We start from the raw sequence: 19,511 nt of genomic DNA, 5'->3' as shown, positions 1-19,511 counted from the left end.
GAGATCTGCCTGGCAAAATCGAGGCGTTCATCACTAGCAAATCGGGCGAATCTTGTTTCAGATCATTTTTAAGTGTGATTTGGGTCACTTGTAGATTTTGACAAGATTAACGACTGGAGTCGCTTCAACAGGGAGCGTAAAATAGACAAGATTCGTTGAAAAAATTTTGCTTTTAAATACAGAGGAAATCATAAAATGAGTAAGAACACTGCTGATGAAACCCCGGTTTGCTGCTGTATTGATGTCGGCTCGATCATCGATAACACCGACTGCACAGCGACATATAGCCGTGTGTTCGCAACCCGCGCTGAAGCTGACGAAACTCTGGCAGCACTGAGTGAAAAAGCTCGTGCAGCAGAATCTGAACCTTGCCAGATTGTTCCGCGTTATACCGAAGAAGCTGATGGCATTCGTCTGGATATCGATTTCACTTTCAGCTGCCAGGCTGAAACCATGATCTTCCAGCTGGGCCTGCGTTAATATTTCCTGGTGCTCTCATCTGTGAGAGCACCATTTTCCTTTCTTAAAGCGTGTTCCCCCTCCCAAATTTTTAGTTCCCCGGTTGGCTGATTGTAACTTTTTGGTTAAAACTGTGATCAGGTCAGACCACTAATGGTCATTTACAAATTTTATACCCAAATAGTTCAGATTGTGGCCAGGCGGCGAGGGAGCAAATCTCCAGAAGCTTACTAAAGTAAGTGGCTGGATTTGTGAGTGTAGCCAACACCCACACAATTTGAAGTATGCCGGGTAGAACAGGGGAGCGTTATGAGTCAGGCACTTCCGCTGGTGACCCGTCAGGGTGACCGCATTGCCATTGTTAGTGGGTTACGAACACCGTTTGCCCGTCAGGCTACGGCATTTCACGGCATACCTGCTGTGGATCTCGGCAATATGGTGGTCAGCGAATTGTTGGCACGTAGCGAAATCCCCCCAGAAATTATCGAACAGCTAGTTTTCGGCCAGGTCGTCCAGATGCCGGAAGCACCAAACATTGCTCGCGAAATTGTCCTCGGTACCGGAATGAGCGTGCATACCGACGCTTATAGCGTGAGCCGTGCGTGTGCGACCAGCTTCCAGGCCGTAGCGAATGTGGCTGAAAGCCTCATGGCGGGCACTATCCGAGCGGGTATCGCTGGTGGTGCCGACTCATCATCGGTCCTGCCGATTGGCGTTAGTAAGAAGCTAGGCCGCACATTAGTGGATGTGAATAAAGCGCGTACCCTGGGCCAGCGTTTAAAATTGTTTTCTCGTTTACGCCCGCGTGATTTATTGCCGGTGCCGCCCGCTGTTGCTGAATATTCAACAGGTTTACGGATGGGGGACACTGCCGAGCAAATGGCGAAAACTCACGGGATTACACGTGAGCAACAAGATGCGCTCGCACATCGTTCCCACACCAAAGCGGCTAATGCCTGGAGAGAAGGGAAACTGGCTGATGAGGTGATGACAGCCTTTATCCCGCCATATCGCCAACCTTTCAACGAAGATAACAACATTCGCCAAAACTCCTCAATTGCTGATTACGCGAAGCTGCGTCCAGCCTTCGATCGCAAACACGGTACGGTCACCGCTGCAAATAGCACACCGCTAACCGATGGTGCGGCAGCCATTATTTTAATGACGGAATCCCGTGCCAAAGAGTTGGGTTTGAAGCCTTTAGGCTACTTACGCAGCTACGCGTTTACCGCGGTTGATGTCTGGAAAGATATGCTGTTGGGCCCTGCGTGGGCAACGCCGCTGGCGCTTGAGCGAGCGGGCATCACCTTGAATGATCTGACGCTTTTCGATATGCATGAAGCCTTTGCCGCGCAAACGCTGGCTAATCTGAAAATGCTGGCCAGCGAGCGTTTTGCGCGTGATGTATTGGGCCGCGCCCATGCCACGGGGGAAGTTGACGATGCGAAATTTAACGTACTGGGTGGCTCGATTGCTTACGGGCATCCATTTGCCGCAACAGGTGCGCGAATGATTACGCAAACGCTCCATGAGCTGCGTCGTCGCGGCGGAGGTTTTGGTCTGGTGACTGCCTGCGCTGCAGGGGGCCTGGGTGCTGCAATGGTTCTGGAGGCCGAATAATGGAACAGACTTCTGCTTTCCACTTACATATCCGCCTCGACAATATCGCCGTCGTGACGATTGATGTGCCTGGCGAAAAGATGAACACGCTGAAAGCGTCGTTCGGCCCGGAAGTGCACAACATCATTAAACAGATTCGTGATAACACAGCATTGCAGGGGCTGATATTTATCTCTGGCAAGCCGGATAACTTTATTGCGGGCGCTGATATCAACATGATTGCCAGTTGCCAGACGGCACTTGAGGCACAAACCCTGGCACATCAGGGGCAGCAAATTATGGCTGAAATTGCTGCCTTGCCGATTCCGGTAGTTGCGGCGATTCATGGCGCTTGTCTTGGCGGCGGCCTGGAACTGGCTCTTGCCTGCCATTCGCGTATTTGTACCGACGATGAAAAAACAAAATTGGGTTTGCCAGAAGTACAGCTTGGGTTGTTGCCAGGTTCTGGTGGAACGCAGCGTTTGCCACGTCTGATTGGCGTTAGTAACGCTCTTGATATGATTTTGACCGGTAAACAATTACGTCCACGCCAGGCGCTGAAATTGGGGCTGGTGGATGAAGTTGTGCCACAGTCAATTCTGCTGGCGGCAGCCGTTGAGCTGGTGGGCAAAGGTCGCCAGGCATCGCGAACATTGCCGATTCGTGAGCGTATTTTAGCCGGCCCGCTTGGGCGTACTTTATTGTTCAGCATGGTGAGTAAGAAAACCGAGCAAAAAACTCACGGTAATTATCCCGCCACCCAGCGCATTATCGACGTGATTAAGATTGGCCTCGGGCAGGGGAGCTTTAGCGGATACGAGGCGGAAGCAAAAGCCTTTGGCGAGTTGGCGATGACCCCGCAATCGGTGGCTCTGCGCGGGTTATTCTTTGCCAGCACCGAGCTTAAAAAAGAACATGGAGCAGATGCACAACCACGAGCTATAAATGCAGTAGGTGTGTTAGGTGGCGGACTAATGGGCGGAGGGATTGCTTTTGTCACCGCGACTAAAGGTAAATTGCCCGTACGCATCAAAGACATTAATAACGATGGCATTAACCATGCGTTGAAATACAGCTGGGACTTGCTGGATAAAAAAGTACGCCGCCGACATATGAAAGCGGCTGAGCGCCAGCGTGAAATGGCGCGTATCTCCGGTGGTACCGATTATCACGGATTCCATAACCGCGATATCGTCGTGGAAGCGGTTTTTGAAGATCTCGCGCTCAAACAAAAGATGGTCGCGGAGATAGAACAAAATGCCGCACCGCATACCATTTTTGCTTCTAACACATCTTCTCTGCCAATCGCAGATATTGCAGCTAACGCCACACGTCCAGAGCAAGTGATTGGCCTGCATTACTTCAGTCCGGTCGATAAAATGCCATTAGTGGAAGTGATTCCACATGCAGGAACCAGTGCAGAAACCATTTCCACGACAGTTGCGCTTGCCAAAAAACAAGGCAAAACCCCGATTGTTGTCGGCGACAGCGCAGGGTTTTACGTCAACCGTATTCTGGCACCTTACGTTAACGAGGCGATGCGTTGCCTCGTGGAAGGGGAGCCTGTCGATAAAATTGATAATGCGTTGGTGGCGTTTGGTTTTCCTGTCGGCCCAATCCAACTTTTGGATGAGGTGGGAATTGATGTGGGTACTAAAATTAGTCCTATACTTCAGCAAGCTTACGGAGATCGTTTTGCGGCGCCGTCAGAAATTGCAGCAATCTTGAATGACGATCGCAAAGGTAGAAAAAACGGGCGGGGTTTCTATCTTTATTCGGGGAAAGGGAGTAGAAGCAAAAAGCAGGTCGACCCTGCTATCTACACTCTTCTCGGCGTTTCACCTAAAGGGCAGCTGGCAGAAAAAGAGATCGCACAACGCTGCGTGATGATGATGCTTAATGAAGCGGCTCGATGCCTCGATGAAGGTGTTGTTCGCAGTGCCCGCGATGGTGACATCGGTGGCGTGTTTGGTATTGGTTTTCCACCGTTCCTTGGTGGCCCGTTCCGCTATATGGATACCCTGGGGGCGGGTGAAGTCGTCGCACAACTGCAACGCCTGGCCAGTCAGTACGGGGAGCGTTTTACTCCTTGTGAAAGACTTTTACAAATGGTGGAAGAGCAACGAAATTTCTGGGGGAAAGTGAACCCCGGTGAAGGAAATGTAGTCAAAGAATCATGATTATATGATTCGGTGAATGGATGCTGGTCGCTCACTTTATAAACAGTGATTGACTATACTTGCACCATTGAGGTAAAAAACAGCGTTTCATTCGATGTACGGATAAGGCACAATGCCCGGCTGCTGAATTTCTCCTCTCAGATTTCAGGGGAATTCAAGCATTCCTGGTTAACAAAAGCGGTGCAATATGCAAGTTTTTATCATGCGTCACGGCGACGCAGCACTCAATGCCGCCAGTGACTCGGTACGTCCACTCACCCAGTGTGGTTGTGATGAATCCCGAGTAATGGCGACCTGGTTGAAAGGTCAGGTTGTGGATATCGAACGTGTTCTGGTGAGCCCTTATCTGCGAGCCGAACAAACCCTGGATGTAGTGCGGGAAGCACTGGTTCTTCCAGGTAAAGAAGACATTCTGCCGGAATTGACGCCGTGCGGCGATGTGGGCCTGGTGAGCTGCTATTTGCAAGCCCTTGCCAATGAAGGGGTTGAGTCGGCGCTGGTGATTTCTCATCTACCGCTAGTCGGTTATTTGGTGTCTGAGCTTTGCCCAGAGGAAACACCACCGATGTTCAGTACCTCGGCCATTGCTAATGTCACTCTTGATCCTGAAACAGGGAAAGGGGTGTTCAACTGGCAGATGAGCCCGTGTAATTTGAAGGTCGCTAAAGCTATCTGAAAGCCGTAAGCATGAAAAAAAGAGCCGCGCAATGCGGCTCTTATTATTTGTACGATCATACGATACGGTTTTGGTGGATGACGCTGCGCTTATCCACCCTACAAAATCAAAACCGTAGGTCGGATAAGCGCAGCGTCATCCGACATAATCTTAAGGCAACTCCGGCGGAAGCCACTCTTCGATTTCAATCAGCACCAGCAAGGCCGCATCACCGCCGTACTCTTTTGGTGCCTGGTGAAATGCCATGATGTGTGGGTGCTGTGCCAGCCACAGCGGTGTTTGCTGCTTCAGCACATGCTTACCATGCCCATGCATCACACAGGCACAAAAGACATGCTCACGCCGACAGGCCGCAATCAACGCGCCTAATTCTTGTTTTGCCTGCATCTGTGTGAGGCCATGCAAATCGAGGAATAACTCCGGCGAATAATCTCCGCGACGTATTTTTTTCAGCTCAAAATGACTGACGTCTTCGCGTACATAGCGCGTAGGGCCTTCCGTCGCCAGACGCGGCTGGAATTCATCAGAAAAATAGTGGCTGGCATCAGCCTGTTCCTGCAACAGCCGTTTCACCGGAACTTCCTGCACCTTCTTGCGCATTGGACGGTGAACAATGGTGTCCTGAGTTAATTTTTTTGTGCCGCTCATCAGATCACGGAAAAGGTTCTGATCGTCAGCGCTGAGCGGATTTTTCTTCTTCATCTGTTTCTCGTCTCGCATCTGCATTAGCGCCAGTTTACCTGGTTTGTCGTCCATCGCTAAATAAAACGCAATTTTCACCGTAGTGTCAGTGATTGAAATGCTGATTTGTCGCGGCCTTCATGGCAAACTAATCGATTATTGAATTAGCGCGAACGGCCTGCGGAGGGCAACGTGGATAAAATTTTCGTCGATGAGGCAGTTAATGAGCTGCACACCATTCAGGATATGCTGCGCTGGGCAGTCAGTCGTTTTAGCGCCGCCAATGTCTGGTATGGCCACGGCACGGATAATCCGTGGGACGAAGCCGTTCAGTTAGTGCTGCCAAGCCTCTATCTACCGCTGGATATTCCTGAAGATATGCGCACCGCACGTCTGACGCCAAGCGAGCGTCATCGCATCGTTGAGCGTGTTATTCGCCGCGTTAATGAGCGTATCCCGGTGGCCTATCTGACCAACAAAGCCTGGTTCTGCGGCCATGAGTTTTATGTCGATGAACGTGTGCTGGTGCCTCGTTCGCCGATTGGTGAGCTGATCACCAACCGTTTCGCGGGTCTCTTCGACCAGGAACCACACCATATTCTTGATATGTGTACCGGCAGCGGTTGTATCGCTATCGCCTGTGCTTACGAATTCCAGAATGCGGAAGTGGATGCGGTCGATATTTCTCTTGATGCGCTGGCCGTAGCTGAGCAAAACATCGCTGAGCACGGCCTGGAAAGCCAGGTAACGCCAATGCGTTCCGACCTGTTCCGTGACCTGCCAAAAGTGCAGTACGACATTATCGTCACTAATCCACCGTATGTGGATGCGGAAGATATGTCTGACCTGCCGGGCGAGTTCCGCTTCGAGCCTGAATTAGGTTTAGCTGCCGGTACAGATGGCCTGAAACTGGCGCGTCGTATCCTGGCATGTGCGCCGGACTATCTCGCCGATGGCGGCATCCTGATTTGTGAAGTTGGGAACAGCATGGTGCATCTGATGGATCAGTATCCTGATGTTCCGTTCACCTGGCTTGAGTTCGATAACGGCGGTGACGGCGTGTTTATGCTGACTAAATCGCAGCTTATTGATGCGCGTGAACATTTCAGCATTTACAAAGACTAATCGTGTAGACGGGCCTTACGGCCCGTCTTCTTTTGCTTACAACACAACAAAAATGACAACGGTAAGGAGCCGTGAAAAATGGCAGGAAACTCTATCGGACAAGTATTTCGCGTAACGACATTTGGTGAATCCCATGGTATCGCACTGGGTTGTATCGTTGATGGTGTGCCGCCAGGTATCCCGCTTACCGAAGCTGATTTACAACACGATCTCGATCGCCGCCGCCCGGGTACTTCTCGCTATACCACGCAGCGTCGTGAACCCGATCAGGTGAAGATCCTTTCCGGCGTATTTGAAGGCGTCACCACCGGCACCAGCATCGGACTGTTGATTGAAAACACCGATCAGCGCTCGCAAGATTATAGCGCTATCAAAGACGTGTTCCGTCCGGGCCACGCTGATTACACCTACGAACAAAAATATGGCCTGCGCGATTATCGGGGCGGTGGCCGTTCTTCAGCGCGTGAAACCGCTATGCGTGTTGCGGCTGGAGCAATTGCTAAAAAGTATCTGGCGCATAAATACGGCATCATTATTCGTGGTTGCTTGACGCAAATGGGCGACGTGCCGCTGGAAATCAAAGACTGGGATCAAGTGGAGCAGAACCCGTTCTTCTGCCCCGATCCAGACAAAATCGAAACGCTTGATGAACTGATGCGTGCGCTGAAAAAAGAGGGCGATTCCATTGGCGCGAAAGTGACCGTTGTGGCGGATAACGTGCCACCGGGCCTTGGCGAGCCGGTATTTGACCGTTTAGACGCGGATATTGCCCACGCACTGATGAGCATCAACGCAGTGAAGGGTGTGGAAATCGGCGAGGGCTTTGGCGTGGTTAATCTACGTGGTAGTCAAAACCGTGATGAAATCACCAAAGACGGATTCCAGAGCAACCACGCTGGCGGCATTCTTGGTGGCATCAGCAGCGGCCAGCAGATTGTGGCCAATATGGCGCTGAAACCGACCTCAAGCATTATGGTCCCAGGACGCACCATCAACCGCGAAGGCGAAGAAGTGGAGATGGTGACGCGTGGCCGTCATGATCCTTGCGTGGGTATCCGTGCAGTTCCGATTGCCGAAGCGATGCTCGCCATTGTTTTAATGGATCACATGCTGCGTCAGCGTGCTCAAAACGCTGACGTGAATTGCTCTTTGCCGCGCTGGTAATGCGATGAAAAACAGACTCGTGGGACTACTGGTGTTACTCGCCAGCACCGCTACTTTTGCCGCCACACCGTGGCAGAAAATTAGTCATCCTATTGCGGGCAGTCCGCAATCTATTGGTGCATTCTCTAACGGTTGTATCGTTGGTGCCCATGAGTTGCCGCTCAACGATCCTCGCTATCAAGTGATGAGACAGGACCAACGTCGCTATTTCGGCCATCCCGATTTAGTGATGTTTATTCAACGTCTCAGTAACCAGTCGACGCAACTTGGTCTTGGCACGCTACTGATTGGTGACATGGGAATGGCGGCTGGTGGGCGTTTTAGCTCGGGGCATGCCAGCCATCAAAGCGGCCTGGATGTTGATATCTTTTTGCAGCTTCCTAAAGCCCGCTGGACGTCAGCTCAGCTTCTCAAACCGCAAGCGCTGGATTTAGTCGCCAGTGATAATCAGCATGTGGTGCCGCGTTTGTGGCAGCCAGAAATCAGCAGTTTGATCAAGCTTGCCGCGAAAGATAGCGATGTTACCCGCATCTTCGTCAATCCGGCGATTAAACAACAGCTGTGCCTGGATGCGGGTGCTGACCGCGACTGGCTGCGTAAAGTGCGTCCGTGGTTTGCGCACCGCGCGCATATGCATGTGCGCCTGCGTTGCCCGGCAGATAGTCTTGAGTGCGAAGATCAGCCATTACCGCCGCCAGGCGACGGTTGTGGCGCAGAACTGCAAAGTTGGTTTGCGCCGCCTGCACCAGGCAGCACGCCGCCGAAGAAAAAAACACCTCCCCCAATACCGGCCTCTTGTCAGGCCTTGCTGGATGAGCACGTTCTCTAACGGATAAGTTCATGGAATGGTTTATGGTTTCTCCCCTGATGCTGGTGGTGCTGTTTTTTGTCGCCATGCTTGCAGGGTTTATTGATTCTCTGGCGGGTGGCGGTGGTTTGATTACCGTTCCCGCGTTGTTAGCCACAGGAATGTCACCTGCGCATGCTTTAGCAACCAATAAGCTTCAGGCATGCGGGGGCTCGGTATCCTCTTCTATCTATTTTATTCGTCGCAAAGTGGTGAGCCTGAAAGATCAGAAACTCAATATTCTGATGACGTTTATCGGCTCAACGACCGGGGCGTTGCTGGTTCAGTACGTGAAATCAGACGTGCTGCGCCAAATTTTACCTCTCTTGGTGATTTGCATTGGCCTGTACTTTTTACTGATGCCAAAACTCGGTGAAGAAGATCGTCAACGTCGTTTATATGGCCTGCCGTTTGCACTGGTTGCGGGTGGCTGCGTGGGTTTCTACGACGGTTTCTTTGGGCCCGGGGCTGGCTCTTTTTACGCGCTGGCGTTTGTGACGCTGTGCGGTTTTAACCTCGCCAAATCTACGGCTCACGCTAAAGTACTTAACGCCACATCAAACCTCGGCGGCCTGCTGCTGTTTATCATCGGCGGGAAAGTGATTTGGGGTACCGGTTTTGTGATGATGGCAGGGCAATTTTTAGGGGCGCGAATGGGATCGCGTCTTGTGTTGAGTAAAGGGCAAAAACTGATCCGTCCGATGATTGTGATTGTGTCGGCGGTGATGAGCGCCAAACTCTTATTTGATAGCCATGGACCGGAGATCCTCCATTGGTTGGGGGTAGCTTAAGATGACGACAGCAAATATGACAACAATGACAGAACACCATTATCAGGAACTTATCGACATTTTCGATAGCTGCTTTAAAGACGAATTTAATACACGTCTGATTAAAGGCGACGACGAACCGATCTATCTTCCAGCAGACGAAGAGCTGCCGTACAACCGTATCGTCTTCGCTCATGGTTTTTACGCCAGTGGTATTCACGAGATTTCGCACTGGTGTATTGCCGGAGCTGAACGCCGCAAGCTGGTTGATTTTGGCTATTGGTATTGCCCGGACGGGCGTGATGCACAAACACAGTGCCAGTTTGAAGATGTAGAAATTAAACCCCAGGCTCTGGACTGGCTGTTTTGTGTGGCGGCAGATTTTCCATTTAACGTAAGCTGCGACAACCTTAATGGTGATTTTGAACCAGACAGAGTGGTATTCCAGCGTCGCGTTCACGCGCAGGTGATGGAGTATCTTGAAAAGGGTATTCCTGAGCGCCCGGCTCGCCTGATTGCCGCACTGCGTGACTATTACAAAACGCCGCCGTTGACAGCAGATCTGTTCCCGTGGCCGGAAGATTTAAACTAATTACCTGCAAAAAAGAGGAAGTACGATGATCGCGGAATTTGAGACACGCATACTGGCGCTAATTGATGAAATGGTTGAGACGGCCAGTGATGACGAGCTGTTTGCCAGCGGTTATCTGCGTGGCCATTTGACTCTGGCGGTAGCTGACCTGGAGCATGGTGAAGACCACAGCCCGGAAGCGCTTAATACTGCGGTATCAGGTAGCCTGGAAAAAGCGATTCAGGCTGGTGAGCTTTCACCACGCGACCAGTCTTTAGTGCTGGGGATGTGGGATAATTTGTATCAGCAGGCGAAGTTTAAGTAGCGGTTATACACGCTCTCCCTCAGGGAGAACGTGTAGTATCGTAGGTCGGGTAAGCGTAAGCGCCACCCGACAATTCCGCTGGATGGCGCATTCGCTTATCCACTCTACGAAAACGTAACCATAAAAAATTATTTCACCTCTTTCCCTTTCAACAATTTCCGCACCCAAAAGCGATTTGGATTGAGCGCCGCAAGCGTTTCAGCATCCATCGGAACCGGTTCATCGCTCATTTGAGCCGCCAGAATTTCTGCCGCCAGTGGCGCACTGCATAATCCCCTTGAACCCAGAGCCGCCAACATAAAAAGATTCTCATAAACCGGTGCGGTTTCGGCGTGGTCATGGTTTTCAACAAGTGTTGCGTAGGTTTCAAGCGTTGCATCGTAGCGAGGGACACTACCAATAAGAGGCATATGGTCGCGTGTCGCACAGCGCACGCCGCAGCGTGCTTGCGCGGCGCTGACATCCACTTCGCGAGGCCAGTCCATATCCGGCAGGCAGTTAAGTAAACGCTGGCGATTATGCAGCTGATCTTCCTCGTTATAGTGCATATCTTCCGCGCCACGATGGTAACTTGCACCGATGCAATGCTGCTGATTATTCGGGTTTTGCGGCGTCAGATAGCCGTCGTAGCACAATACTTGAAGTAATTTTGAAAGTGACGGGCTGGTGGGGATATGGCTGACCTGACCGCCCACGGCTGAGAATGGCAATTTTTCGGTTTGCGAGAATTTGCTGATTTTAAAACCGTTGGCTAAGACCACCGCCGCATGCCGTTTTGTTTCCTGCTCGGCAATTGATAAATCCCATCCGTCAGGCGTTTGAGTTAATGCTTCAACACGATGCTGATAATGCGTTTTTAGCCCCTGCTTTTCAGCCAGTGCCAATGCACCGGCAGTCAATTGTGCCGGACACAACCAACCGCCAAGAGGGTAAGTTGCGCCACCGTGTCCGGTTTCTAAGCCACAAAGTTTTGTCGCTGTTTCTGCGTCGACGGCATGAACGAGGTCATCGGGAAATTCCAGGCTCAACATCTGGTCGATTTTATGCTGGCTTTTTTCGTCCCAGCCAAGTTGTGTCACGCCACACCAGGCATGATCAAACTCGACAGGCAATGAGTCATATACGCGGCGGGCAAAGGTAAATGCGGCACTGAAAAAGTTTGTCAGTGTTGCGCTGTGAGTATTGAGCAATGGGTAAAGTGCGCCCTGGCGGTTGCCGGAAGCACCAAGTGCTGGAGCGACATCTTCGCAATAGAGCGTGACCTGCCAGCCGCGACGCAGCAAAGCGAGTGACAGCAGGGCGCTGGCAACGCCACCGCCGATAATAGCAACCTCTTTTGCTGGTGACGAAGGGCGCGCGTACCAGGGCGTGCGGGCAGGCGTTTCGATCGCACGTTCCATTACTCCAACCAGCATTTCCCGTTTGCGACCAAAGCCTTTGGTTTTGGTCATCGTGAAACCGGCATCAATTAAGCCACGGCGTACAAACCCGGCGCAGGTGAATGTTGCCAGCGTGCTGTCCGTGCGCGCCAATTTGGCCATCGCGTTGAACAACTGTGATGTCCACATGTCCGGATTTTTTGATGGTGCGAAACCATCAAGGAACCAGGCGTCTACCTGATTATTTAAAGTGTCATCTAACTGCGGTATCAGTTCGTTAATATCACCGAACCAAAGATCGAGAGTAATGCGACCTTCCGCCAGCACAATGCGGTGACAGCCTGCGATTGGCAGCGGCCACTGTTGCTGTAATTGCTGTGCGAAATCGGCCAGTTCTGGCCAATGAGTATAGGCGGCGTGTAAATCTTTTGCGGTCAGAGGGAATTTTTCAAAACTAATAAAGTGCAGGCGTTTGAGGGGGGCTTGAGGCTGATTTTTGCAAAAAACTTCAAAAGCTTGCCATAAAGTCAAAAAGTTAAGACCGGTGCCGAAACCACTTTCACCGACTACAAACAGCGAACGTTCATGGGTAGCGAAACGCTCATTTAGACGGTTTCCTCCCAGAAATACATAACGAGTTTCCTCCAGTCCATTATCATTAGAGAAGTACACGTCGTCGAACTCTCGGGATACAGGTGTACCCTCTTCATTAAAGTCCAGGTTGGCAGATTGTATTGGGGAGTGTTTCACGTAAGTTACTCGTCTGGCAGGCAGTGTGACGATCATAACGATGTGTGCGAAGCGGCGCAAATTTCACACCGATTTGGCTGATCGGACTTGTTCGGCGTACAAGTGTACGCTATTGTGCCTGTCGAAATCCTAATAGTGCAGTAAAAGAGGTATTGAATGAAACGTGCAGTGATTACTGGTCTGGGCATTGTTTCCAGCATCGGTAACAACCAGCAGGAAGTCCTGGCATCTCTGCGTGAAGGTCGCCCGGGGATCACTTTCTCTCAAGAATTCAAAGATTCTGGAATGCGCAGCCACGTGTGGGGTAACGTTAAACTGGACACCACCGGCCTGATTGACCGTAAAGTCGTCCGTTTCATGAACGATGCCTCTGTCTATGCTTACCTTTCAATGCAGCAAGCTATTGAAGATGCTGGTTTGAAAGAAGAAGTTTATCAAAGCAACCCTCGCGTGGGCCTGATTGCAGGTTCCGGTGGTTCTTCTAAATCTCAGGTGTTCGGTGCAGACGCAATGCGTAGCCCGCGCGGCCTGAAAGCGGTTGGTCCTTATGTTGTGACCAAAGCGATGGGTTCTGCGGTTTCCGCATGTCTCGCTACTCCGTTCAAAATTCACGGTGTGAACTACTCAATCAGCTCCGCATGTGCGACTTCTGCACACTGTATCGGTAATGCTGTTGAGCAAATTCAGCTGGGCAAACAGGACATCGTATTTGCTGGCGGCGGCGAAGAGCTGTGCTGGGAAATGGCCTGTGAGTTCGATGCAATGGGCGCACTGTCTACCAAATACAACGAAACTCCGGACAAAGCGTCCCGTACCTATGATGCGAGCCGTGACGGTTTCGTTATCGCAGGCGGCGGCGGTATGGTTGTGGTTGAAGAACTGGAGCACGCTCTGGCTCGTGGCGCACACATCTACGCTGAAATCGTTGGCTACGGCGCAACTTCAGACGGCGCAGATATGGTTGCTCCATCTGGTGAAGGTGCAGTGCGTTGCATGAAGATGGCAATGCACGGTGTTGATACCCCTATTGACTACCTGAACACTCACGGGACTTCTACGCCGGTTGGCGATGTGAAAGAACTGGGTGCAATCAAAGAAGTCTTCGGTAACAACTCACCAGCAATGTCTGCGACCAAAGCGATGACCGGCCACTCTCTGGGTGCTGCAGGCGTTCAGGAAGCTATCTACTCTCTGCTGATGCTGGAGCACGGTTTCATCGCGCCAAGCATTAACATTGAACAGCTCGATGAGCAGGCTGCTGGCCTGAACATCGTGACTGAAACTACCGAGCGTCAACTGAACACTGTTATGTCTAACAGCTTCGGTTTCGGTGGGACTAACGCCACGCTGGTAATGCGTAAAGTTAAAGCTTAACTCATCACTGACAGTGAGAATGACGAACGGGGTGCCTCTGGCGCCTCGTTTTTTTTTGCTGTTCACAATTATTGACAGCATCAATGGCTGAAGGCACTATTCCCGCCATAACATTATCGTTCTGATAATGCGTAAGCGTTCAACGTCAACCAACGCACCCTTAATCTGAACGTTCAGAGGGAAAGGGCGTGGGTGGTTACCTCGCCTTACTCTGCGATAAATGGAGTAAGCAGCATGTCTGCATTGATTGATTCTCAGCTTAAAAATAGCAAATCCGAAAATAAGTCCTTATTCAGCATTACCTTCGCGGTGTTTCTCACCTACATGACGGTTGGCTTGCCGTTGCCTGTTATCCCGCTTTTTGTTCACCATGAGCTTGGTTTTGGCAACACCATGGTTGGGATTGCCGTAGGCATTCAGTTCCTGGCAACGGTTTTAACCCGCGGTTATGCCGGGCGTCTGGCCGATCAGCAGGGCGCGAAACGTTCGACGTTACAGGGCATGTGTGCATGCGCATTTGCAGGAGTCGCTTATCTGCTGGCGGCGCTATTGCCCGTTGAGCCGATGGCGAAATTCGGGCTGTTGATCGTTGGCCGTTTGATTCTCGGTTTTGGTGAAAGCCAACTGCTTACCGGCAACCTGACCTGGGGGCTGGGCTTAGTGGGCCCGGCGCGTTCTGGCAAAGTGATGTCCTGGAATGGGATGGCCATCTATGGCGCGCTAGCTGCCGGAGCCCCGTTGGGTTTGCTGCTCAATAGCCATTGGGGGTTTGTCGCGCTGGGTGTTTCAACCATTGCGCTACCACTGGTTGCCTGGGCGTTTAATGGCCGTATTCGCGCGGTGCCTGCGCATAAAGGCGAGCGCCCATCGCTGTTTACTGTGATTGGTCTTATCTGGAAACCAGGTCTGGGCCTTGCGCTACAAGGTGTGGGTTTTGCGGTCATTGGTACCTTTGTTTCACTCTATTTCTCTGCCAACGGCTGGGCCTGGGCAGGCTTTACGCTGACCGCCTTTGGTGGCGCTTTTGTGCTGATGCGTGTGCTATTTGGCTGGATGCCTGACAGATTTGGCGGTGTAAGAGTCGCGTTGGTCTCGTTGGCGATTGAAACCGCCGGGTTGCTTCTACTCTGGCAGGCCCCGGGAGCAGGCGTTGCGCTAATTGGTGCTGCGTTGACGGGCTGTGGTTGCTCGTTAATCTTCCCGGCACTGGGGGTTGAAGTAGTGAAGCGCGTCCCGGCTCAGGTACGCGGTACGGCACTGGGTGGTTATGCGGCGTTTCAGGATATTTCGTACGGTGTCGCAGGGCCGTTGACGGGATTGTTAGCGACCTCGATGGGTTATCCGTCAGTATTCTTGGCTGGAGCAATTTCCGCGTCAGTCGGGATTGTGGTTACACTCATCGCCTTTCGCAAGTAACACAAGCCACCCAGGGCTGGGTGGCTTATGGTTAAATCACTATCCAGAACAAAACCATCACTACAATCAATGCGATAAGTGCCAGCCCAGGGCGAGCACTTATTAACTTCATCGGTTCAATAAATGGCGCCCAAATTGGGCTGGCGATTGGCTGAATATTTTGCACTTCAAGCGAGGCCGGCTGACGTTCTGCTCGCTTCAAAAAGATCTGATTCAAAATATCCTGCACTTGTGCAGTGGTAAGTAACGACTGCGGCGCCGCCTGAAAACGCTGCAGGGAATAATCGGTAATCTCTCTCCATTCTGCTGGTTCCAGAGGCTGCTTTAGCGCGGCCTGGATGGTATGCAGCGTTGGCGTCGTCTGCTGGCTCAATGTCTGGCGTGCCTGCAACCATGTTGTCAGCAAGGCGAAATGTTTTGCCGGAATCAGATCACCGGTTTTCACACCGCTTAGCTCAAGCATCGATTGCCAGATTAACTTTCCAGACTCGCCTGTCGCGGCGGTAAGTTTGGCCACCTGGTTGTTTAATGAATTATGTTCAGCAGGTAACAGAGGGCGATCGGTCGCCGGGCGCTGTTGCGGCTGCGGGATTGCCAACTGGTTATTTTGCAATAATGTCAGTACGCTTTTTAATTGTTCTGGCGTGAGCTGGCTAAGGGCTGTTTGCCCAAACTGTTGGCGAATGTAATCACTCACAGCCTGGCGATTATTGCCCTGCGATAGCAATTCGCTGAGCTGTTGTACAACCTGGCGCGTTGCATGGGTTGTTTGAGCGTTACTGAGACGCTGATTCAGATTTTGTTCAGCCGCAGGGAAGTGACGCGATAACAATGGCGTTTCACCTTTTAGCCCGAGGTCATGTTTTAATCCCGCCCACACTTCGGCACTTTGTTGCTGGTTAAGCGCAACAATTCGTGTAATCAAACGTTCCAGAACGGTACGTTGCTGTGTAGAAAGCGGAAACTCACCTGCCGCTGAAGTTGGGGAGGGTGGTTCCCCCGGAGGACGTGCTGTCGCCCCCTGAATGGGTTGCATAGGCTTAAATCCTTTGTCGATCCCTGGCTCAAGTATGCCAGGACGCCAGATTATGGCACACTATCGGGCTTATTCTCGACGATTAACCGAACAGGTAGCTAACGTGAAAATCCTCGTTGACGAAAACATGCCCTATGCACGTGAATTGTTCAGTCGCCTTGGCGACGTAACCGCCGTCCCTGGCCGCCCAATTCCCGTATCCGAATTGGCTGATGCTGATGCGTTAATGGTGCGTTCTGTCACCAAAGTGAATGCTGATTTACTCGATGATAAAGGAATAAAATTTGTCGGTACGGCAACGGCTGGCACTGACCACGTTGACGAAAACTACCTTCAGCGCGCGGGTATCGCATTTTCGGCAGCCCCCGGTTGTAACGCCATTGCTGTTGTAGAGTATGTCTTCTCATCACTGTTAATGCTTGCCGAACGCGATGGTTTCCAGCTTACCGACCGCACCGTGGGTATTGTTGGTGTCGGTAATGTCGGTTCGCGTTTGCAGGCGCGTCTTGAAGCTTTTGGCGTTCGTACGCTGCTTTGCGATCCACCTCGAGTCGATCGCGGTGATAAAGGCGATTTTGTGTCACTGGAACAATTGGTGCGCGAAGCGGATGTTCTGACGTTCCATACGCCGCTATTTAAAGACGGCGCGTACAAATCGCTGCATCTTGCTGACGAGAAACTGATTTCAAGCCTCAAACCTGGCTCCATTCTGATTAACGCCTGCCGTGGGCCAGTTGTGGATAACGTGGCGTTGCTAAAATGCCTGGAGAATGGCCAGGATCTGAGTGTGGTACTTGATGTCTGGGAGCCGGAGCCGGAACTCAATGTCGCTCTGCTCGACAAAGTTGATATCGGTACCGCTCACATCGCGGGCTATACGCTGGAAGGTAAAGCGCGTGGCACCACGCAAGTGTTTGAAGCATTTAGCGAGTTTATTGGCCAGAAACAACAAGTGGCTTTAGACACTCTGCTTCCTGCCCCGGAATTTGGTCGTATTACCCTTCATGGCCCTCTCGATCAGGCAACACTCAAAAGACTGGTTCATCTGGTGTATGATGTGCGCCGCGATGATGCTCCGCTGCGTAAAGTGGCAGGAATTCCGGGTGAGTTTGACAAGTTACGCAAAAATTATCAGGAACGCCGTGAATGGTCATCGCTGTATATCCAATGTGATGATGAAGCGGCAGCAACAATGCTGCAAAAGCTAGGCTTTAACGCTATCTATCACGCAGCACGTTAAAAAATCCTTCTCATCTCCCCGGTGTTGCGCCTGGGAGATACTGCTATTTAAGTCTGGAGTAAACCAACATGTCTGAAGGCTGGAATATTGCCGTTTTAGGTGCCACGGGTGCCGTAGGCGCAGCTGTGATTGAACTGCTTGCCGAACGCCAGTTCCCGGTTGGTGAATTGTATGCCCTGGCGCGCAATGAAAGCGCCGGTGAAAATATTCGTTATGAAGGCAAAACAGTGATGGTTCAGGATGCTGAATCATTTGACTGGACTCAGGTTCAGCTGGCGTTCTTCGTTGCAGGTGCTGAAGCTTCTACACGTTATGTTGAAGAAGCCACGAATGCCGGTTGCCTGGTTATCGACTCCAGCGGCCTGTTCGCCATGGAACACGATGTACCGCTGGTTGTTCCTGATGTGAATCCATTCGTGTTGGGTGAATACCGCAATCGCAACCTGGTTGCCGTTGCTGATAGCTTGACCAGCCAACTTCTGACTGCCCTGAAACCGCTTATCGAACAGGGTGGTTTATCACGTATTCAGGTCACCAATTTACTGGCAGCCTCCGGGCGTGGCAAAAGTGCGGTAGACGCACTGGCCGGTCAGAGTGCTCGTCTGCTTAATGGCTTGCCAATCGAAGAGGCAGATCTATTTGGTCGCCAATTGGCGTTTAACATGCTACCGCTGGTGCCGGATGCTGAAGGTAGCGTTCTTGCAGAGCGTCGTCTGGTGAACGAAGTGCGTAAAGTGTTGCAAGATGAAGGTGTCATGATCTCTGCCAACATGGTTCAGGCCCCGGTATTTTACGGGCATGCGCAGATGGTCAATTTTGAAGCAATGCGTCCGTTGGCGGCTGAAGAAGCGCGTGATGCATTTGGTCAATTTGAAGATATCGAGCTTTCCGTAGAAGGGGATTTCCCGACTCAGGTTGCTGACGCCTCCGGTAGTGCACATCTTTCAATCGGCTGTATCCACAACGATTACGGTATGCCTGAGCAGATTCAATTCTGGTCAGTTGCCGATAACGTTCGTTTCGGCGGTGCATTGATGGCGGTGAAAACGGCTGAGAAATTAGTGCAGGAGTATATGTACTAATGTCCGACGAGTTGCACCAAACCCCACTCAACAAGATTGCACTCGGCATTGAATACGACGGCAGCAAATATTACGGCTGGCAGCGCCAGAATGAAGTGCGCAGCGTGCAAGAGAAGCTTGAAAAAGCGCTCTCTAAAGTGGCTGATGAGCCAATAAATGTATTCTGTGCCGGGCGTACCGACGCAGGTGTACATGCCACCGGCCAGGTGGTGCATTTTGAAACGCGTGCGCAGCGTAAAGATGCGGCATGGACACTTGGTGCAAATGCGAATTTACCTGGTGACATTGCGGTGCGTTGGGTTAAAGCTGTGCCCGATGATTTTCACGCGCGCTTCAGTGCCACGGCGCGTCGTTATCGTTATGTCATCTATAACGAGCGGCTACGTCCGGCAGTGATGGGGCAGGGGGTGACGCATTTTTATCATCCGCTGGATGCTGAACGCATGCACCGTGCCGCGCAATGTTTGCTGGGTGAGAACGATTTTACGTCGTTTCGCGCCGTGCAATGCCAGTCGCGCACACCCTGGCGCAATCTGATGCACATCAACGTCACACGTTATGGTTCATACGTGGTGGTGGATATCAAAGCCAATGCGTTTGTGCATCACATGGTGCGAAACATTGTCGGCAGCCTGATGGAAATTGGTTGTGGCAATCAAGAAGAGAACTGGATGGCCCAATTGCTGGTTGCGAAAGACCGTAAGCTTGCAGCGGCCACCGGAAAAGCAGAAGGCTTGTACTTAGTTTCAGTAGATTACCCTGACCACTTTGCATTACCTAAACCCCCGATGGGGCCTCTTTTTTTGGCAGACTGACTCCAGTCGAGAAAGGTAGATA

The 19,511-nt window shown here is 51.6% G+C and carries 18 protein-coding genes; 15 read left to right on the top strand and 3 right to left on the bottom strand.

Going from position 1 to position 19,511, the window contains the following annotated elements; all coding sequences use genetic code 11:
- Positions 1-195: 195 nt before the first annotated feature.
- The 4 genes from IX31_RS13475 (at position 196) to sixA (ending at position 4,914) form a co-directional block, all read left to right on the top strand.
- The gene (locus IX31_RS13475) at positions 196-480 is read left to right on the top strand and encodes a YfcZ/YiiS family protein (protein ID WP_034458894.1); all 285 of its coding nucleotides are present in this window, start codon (positions 196-198) and stop codon (positions 478-480) included.
- Positions 481-768: 288 nt separating this feature from the next.
- Positions 769-2,079, top strand: a complete 1,311-nt coding sequence (fadI, locus tag IX31_RS13470; RefSeq protein WP_034458892.1) for an acetyl-CoA C-acyltransferase FadI — start codon at positions 769-771, stop codon at positions 2,077-2,079.
- Complete coding sequence (gene fadJ, locus IX31_RS13465) at positions 2,079-4,238, top strand: fatty acid oxidation complex subunit alpha FadJ (protein WP_034458890.1); 2,160 nt, start codon at positions 2,079-2,081, stop codon at positions 4,236-4,238. Before fadI ends, fadJ begins: the two co-directional genes overlap by 1 nt.
- Positions 4,239-4,425: 187 nt before the next feature.
- Positions 4,426-4,914 (top strand): phosphohistidine phosphatase SixA, encoded by a 489-nt coding sequence (gene sixA / locus IX31_RS13460; RefSeq protein ID WP_034458889.1) that lies wholly within the window; start codon positions 4,426-4,428, stop codon positions 4,912-4,914.
- A gap of 150 nt (positions 4,915-5,064) precedes the next feature.
- Here sixA and smrB read toward each other — a convergent pair whose 3' ends face one another.
- Positions 5,065-5,616, bottom strand: a complete 552-nt coding sequence (smrB, locus tag IX31_RS13455) for an endonuclease SmrB (protein ID WP_034460090.1) — start codon at positions 5,614-5,616, stop codon at positions 5,065-5,067.
- A 171-nt stretch (positions 5,617-5,787) separates the two neighbouring features.
- On the opposite strand from smrB, the gene prmB reads away from it, so the two are divergent.
- The 6 genes from prmB (at position 5,788) to IX31_RS13425 (ending at position 10,397) form a co-directional block, all read left to right on the top strand.
- A complete protein-coding gene (gene prmB / locus IX31_RS13450; RefSeq protein ID WP_034458887.1) occupies positions 5,788-6,720 on the top strand; it encodes a 50S ribosomal protein L3 N(5)-glutamine methyltransferase in 933 nt (310 codons plus the stop codon).
- A gap of 78 nt (positions 6,721-6,798) precedes the next feature.
- Entirely contained in the window at positions 6,799-7,884 is a 1,086-nt protein-coding gene (gene aroC / locus IX31_RS13445) for a chorismate synthase (RefSeq protein ID WP_034458885.1), read from the top strand.
- A gap of 4 nt (positions 7,885-7,888) precedes the next feature.
- Positions 7,889-8,713 (top strand): penicillin-insensitive murein endopeptidase, encoded by an 825-nt coding sequence (mepA, locus tag IX31_RS13440; protein WP_034458883.1) that lies wholly within the window; start codon positions 7,889-7,891, stop codon positions 8,711-8,713.
- An 11-nt stretch (positions 8,714-8,724) separates the two neighbouring features.
- Positions 8,725-9,522: a sulfite exporter TauE/SafE family protein gene (locus tag IX31_RS13435; protein WP_034458881.1), complete on the top strand. Its 798-nt coding sequence runs from the start codon at positions 8,725-8,727 to the stop codon at positions 9,520-9,522.
- A 25-nt stretch (positions 9,523-9,547) separates the two neighbouring features.
- The gene (locus IX31_RS13430) at positions 9,548-10,093 is read left to right on the top strand and encodes an elongation factor P hydroxylase (RefSeq protein ID WP_034460087.1); all 546 of its coding nucleotides are present in this window, start codon (positions 9,548-9,550) and stop codon (positions 10,091-10,093) included.
- A 25-nt stretch (positions 10,094-10,118) separates the two neighbouring features.
- The gene (locus tag IX31_RS13425) at positions 10,119-10,397 is read left to right on the top strand and encodes a YfcL family protein (RefSeq protein WP_034458879.1); all 279 of its coding nucleotides are present in this window, start codon (positions 10,119-10,121) and stop codon (positions 10,395-10,397) included.
- Positions 10,398-10,525: 128 nt separating this feature from the next.
- Here the strand turns inward: IX31_RS13425 and mnmC are convergent, their stop codons facing one another.
- Entirely contained in the window at positions 10,526-12,526 is a 2,001-nt protein-coding gene (gene mnmC, locus IX31_RS13420; RefSeq protein WP_034458878.1) for a bifunctional tRNA (5-methylaminomethyl-2-thiouridine)(34)-methyltransferase MnmC2/FAD-dependent 5-carboxymethylaminomethyl-2-thiouridine(34) oxidoreductase MnmC1, read from the bottom strand.
- Positions 12,527-12,682: 156 nt separating this feature from the next.
- Between mnmC and fabB the strand changes: the two genes are divergently transcribed.
- Both fabB and IX31_RS13410 read left to right on the top strand, forming a co-directional pair.
- The gene (gene fabB / locus IX31_RS13415; RefSeq protein WP_034458876.1) at positions 12,683-13,900 is read left to right on the top strand and encodes a beta-ketoacyl-ACP synthase I; all 1,218 of its coding nucleotides are present in this window, start codon (positions 12,683-12,685) and stop codon (positions 13,898-13,900) included.
- A 234-nt stretch (positions 13,901-14,134) separates the two neighbouring features.
- Entirely contained in the window at positions 14,135-15,316 is a 1,182-nt protein-coding gene (locus IX31_RS13410) for an MFS transporter (RefSeq protein ID WP_034458874.1), read from the top strand.
- Positions 15,317-15,347: 31 nt separating this feature from the next.
- On the opposite strand, the gene flk is transcribed toward IX31_RS13410, so the two are convergent.
- Positions 15,348-16,352, bottom strand: coding sequence for a flagella biosynthesis regulator Flk (gene flk, locus IX31_RS13405; RefSeq protein WP_034458872.1), 1,005 nt, complete (start codon positions 16,350-16,352; stop codon positions 15,348-15,350).
- A gap of 103 nt (positions 16,353-16,455) precedes the next feature.
- Between flk and pdxB the strand changes: the two genes are divergently transcribed.
- The 3 genes from pdxB (at position 16,456) to truA (ending at position 19,489) form a co-directional block, all read left to right on the top strand.
- Positions 16,456-17,592 carry a 4-phosphoerythronate dehydrogenase PdxB gene (gene pdxB / locus IX31_RS13400; RefSeq protein WP_034458870.1) on the top strand — a complete coding sequence of 379 codons (1,137 nt, stop codon included), beginning with the start codon at positions 16,456-16,458 and terminating at the stop codon, positions 17,590-17,592.
- 68 nt (positions 17,593-17,660) lie between these two features.
- Complete coding sequence (locus IX31_RS13395; protein WP_034458868.1) at positions 17,661-18,674, top strand: aspartate-semialdehyde dehydrogenase; 1,014 nt, start codon at positions 17,661-17,663, stop codon at positions 18,672-18,674.
- Positions 18,674-19,489 carry a tRNA pseudouridine(38-40) synthase TruA gene (gene truA / locus IX31_RS13390; protein ID WP_034458866.1) on the top strand — a complete coding sequence of 272 codons (816 nt, stop codon included), beginning with the start codon at positions 18,674-18,676 and terminating at the stop codon, positions 19,487-19,489. Before IX31_RS13395 ends, truA begins: the two co-directional genes overlap by 1 nt.
- The last annotated feature ends 22 nt before the right edge of the window (positions 19,490-19,511 follow it).

This window comes from Buttiauxella noackiae (genome assembly GCF_000737905.1).
GTDB lineage: Bacteria > Pseudomonadota > Gammaproteobacteria > Enterobacterales > Enterobacteriaceae > Buttiauxella > Buttiauxella noackiae.
The sequence above is the reverse complement of the archived record's forward strand: the minus strand, read 5'-3'. Positions and strand labels throughout refer to the sequence as shown.

Bases quoted from the DNA above. Each gene is read 5' to 3' on its own strand.
- IX31_RS13475 (WP_034458894.1), top strand. From the start codon at position 196: ATGAGTAAGAACACTGCTGATGAAACCCCGGTTTGCTGCTGTATTGAT.
- fadI (WP_034458892.1), top strand. From the start codon at position 769: ATGAGTCAGGCACTTCCGCTGGTGACCCGTCAGGGTGACCGCATTGCC.
- fadJ (WP_034458890.1), top strand. From the start codon at position 2,079: ATGGAACAGACTTCTGCTTTCCACTTACATATCCGCCTCGACAATATC.
- sixA (WP_034458889.1), top strand. From the start codon at position 4,426: ATGCAAGTTTTTATCATGCGTCACGGCGACGCAGCACTCAATGCCGCC.
- smrB (WP_034460090.1), bottom strand. From the start codon at position 5,616: ATGAAGAAGAAAAATCCGCTCAGCGCTGACGATCAGAACCTTTTCCGT.
- aroC (WP_034458885.1), top strand. From the start codon at position 6,799: ATGGCAGGAAACTCTATCGGACAAGTATTTCGCGTAACGACATTTGGT.
- mepA (WP_034458883.1), top strand. From the start codon at position 7,889: ATGAAAAACAGACTCGTGGGACTACTGGTGTTACTCGCCAGCACCGCT.
- IX31_RS13435 (WP_034458881.1), top strand. From the start codon at position 8,725: ATGGAATGGTTTATGGTTTCTCCCCTGATGCTGGTGGTGCTGTTTTTT.
- IX31_RS13430 (WP_034460087.1), top strand. From the start codon at position 9,548: ATGACAGAACACCATTATCAGGAACTTATCGACATTTTCGATAGCTGC.
- IX31_RS13425 (WP_034458879.1), top strand. From the start codon at position 10,119: ATGATCGCGGAATTTGAGACACGCATACTGGCGCTAATTGATGAAATG.
- fabB (WP_034458876.1), top strand. From the start codon at position 12,683: ATGAAACGTGCAGTGATTACTGGTCTGGGCATTGTTTCCAGCATCGGT.
- IX31_RS13410 (WP_034458874.1), top strand. From the start codon at position 14,135: ATGTCTGCATTGATTGATTCTCAGCTTAAAAATAGCAAATCCGAAAAT.
- flk (WP_034458872.1), bottom strand. From the start codon at position 16,352: ATGCAACCCATTCAGGGGGCGACAGCACGTCCTCCGGGGGAACCACCC.
- IX31_RS13395 (WP_034458868.1), top strand. From the start codon at position 17,661: ATGTCTGAAGGCTGGAATATTGCCGTTTTAGGTGCCACGGGTGCCGTA.
- truA (WP_034458866.1), top strand. From the start codon at position 18,674: ATGTCCGACGAGTTGCACCAAACCCCACTCAACAAGATTGCACTCGGC.